This window comes from Hydrogenivirga sp. 128-5-R1-1 (genome assembly GCF_000171895.1).
In genome coordinates this window covers 1-1,521 of sequence record NZ_ABHJ01000330.1, presented here as the reverse complement: position 1 = coordinate 1,521, position 1,521 = coordinate 1, and the positions used below count along the sequence as shown (strand labels likewise).

Sequence of the window (1,521 nt, the reverse complement as noted above, 5' to 3'; positions counted from 1 at the left end):
TACTTACAGTGAAAATATTAGTAGATACTTCTGTTCTCATAGAATATATTAAGAATATATTAAAGGTAATAAAACAGAACTGCTTGAAAATTTAATTAACGATGAGTATAAACTGTACATCAATGGAATAATTTACAGTGAATTTATGTTTCATTTTATTTCTGCTGTAAGCGGAAAATCTCCTTTTACACTTAAGAAGAAAAAAATAGTAGCAAATGTTTTAAATAAATATGAGCCGTTAGAATTTTTAGAAGTGTTTGAAATATTGCCAGAAACAAACGGAATCATAGATTTAAGCTATTTTTATATGAAAAAGTATAATTTACTACCAAATGACAGTTTAATATTATCAACCTATAAATTTTATAAACTTGATTTTTTAGCAACCTATGATTCGGATTTTAAAGAAGTATCCAGAAAGGAAGAAGTAAAGTTAATAACATAAATCAATTAAAGTGAAAAAAATCATATAACGCTGTTTGATTTTTCTGTAAACTACCTTCAAGAAAATAAAACTCAAGGAGGTAGTTTAATGGCTACAACTGTAAATTTAAAAGGAAACCCTGTTGCACTTGCAGGACCAGAGCTTAATGTAGGAGACAAAGCTCCTGAAGCTGTTGTTGTTGCATCAGATTTATCGGAAAAAGTAATTGGTGGAGCAAAAGGAAAATATCAGGTTATTATAACTGTTCCATCACTTGATACACCTGTTTGCGAAAAAGAAACTAAAGAGTTTAATGAAAAACTTGCTGGTCTTGATGTTGATGTAACTGTTGTTTCAATGGACTTACCATTTGCAGAAAAAAGATTCTGTGAATCTTATAACATTGGAAACATTACTGTTGCGTCAGACTTTAGATACAGAGATTTAGAAAAATACGGCGTTTTAATTGCTGAAGGTGCTTTAAAAGGAATTTTAGCAAGAGCTGTATTTATCGTTGATCCAAATGGAAATGTTTGCTATAAGCAACTTGTTCCTGAAATTACAGAAGAACCAAACTACGACGAAGTAGTAAATACTTTAAAAGCTGTATTATAAATCTTAAGGGGCTTGAGGCCCCTACTCTGTTTAATTTTTCCTTTCAAATATCATTTATAGTATAATTTCCTCTATTCAACAATTAAAAACTTTAAAACATAATGACAGAAAAAGAAAAATTTAAATTTAAACTAAAAGAAATATTCCAGTTTCCTTATGAGGATTTAGATTTTGGCATTTATAAGGTATATAAGTACAAAAGACATTTTGTTGAGGATTTTATAGAAAATAAAATTGATGAGATTATTGAAAAGCAGTTTAAAGAGCTGTCATCTATAAATCTAAAAGAAATAGAAGAAGAATTTGAGGAAATTAAAAAAGAAGCAGAAAAAAATTTTGGAAAAGATAATTTAAACAATATTGAATTATTAAAAAATTTCCCATTAGGGAGAAAATATCTTGAATTAAAAGAAAAATATGAAAAGGCTAAAAAAGAAAGCAAACTCTCTCAAGAGACAATAAACAACATCTATAGTCATCTT

Annotated in this window: 2 protein-coding genes and 1 pseudogene; all 3 read left to right on the top strand. The window is 27.8% G+C overall.

What is annotated here, in order from left to right; genetic code table 11:
* Positions 1 to 58: 58 nt before the first annotated feature.
* Positions 59 to 445 (top strand): type II toxin-antitoxin system VapC family toxin, encoded by a 387-nt coding sequence (locus tag HG1285_RS01895; protein ID WP_050777709.1) that lies wholly within the window; start codon positions 59 to 61, stop codon positions 443 to 445.
* A gap of 87 nt (positions 446 to 532) precedes the next feature.
* Positions 533 to 1,039, top strand: a complete 507-nt coding sequence (tpx, locus tag HG1285_RS01900) for a thiol peroxidase (RefSeq protein ID WP_008289272.1) — start codon at positions 533 to 535, stop codon at positions 1,037 to 1,039.
* Positions 1,040 to 1,140: 101 nt separating this feature from the next.
* A pseudogene (locus HG1285_RS01905) lies at positions 1,141 to 1,521 on the top strand (site-specific DNA-methyltransferase); the annotation flags it as partial.

What these genes read in the sequence shown, in the direction of transcription:
- tpx (WP_008289272.1), top strand. Translation starts at nt 533, where the DNA reads ATGGCTACAACTGTAAATTTAAAAGGAAACCCTGTTGCACTTGCAGGA.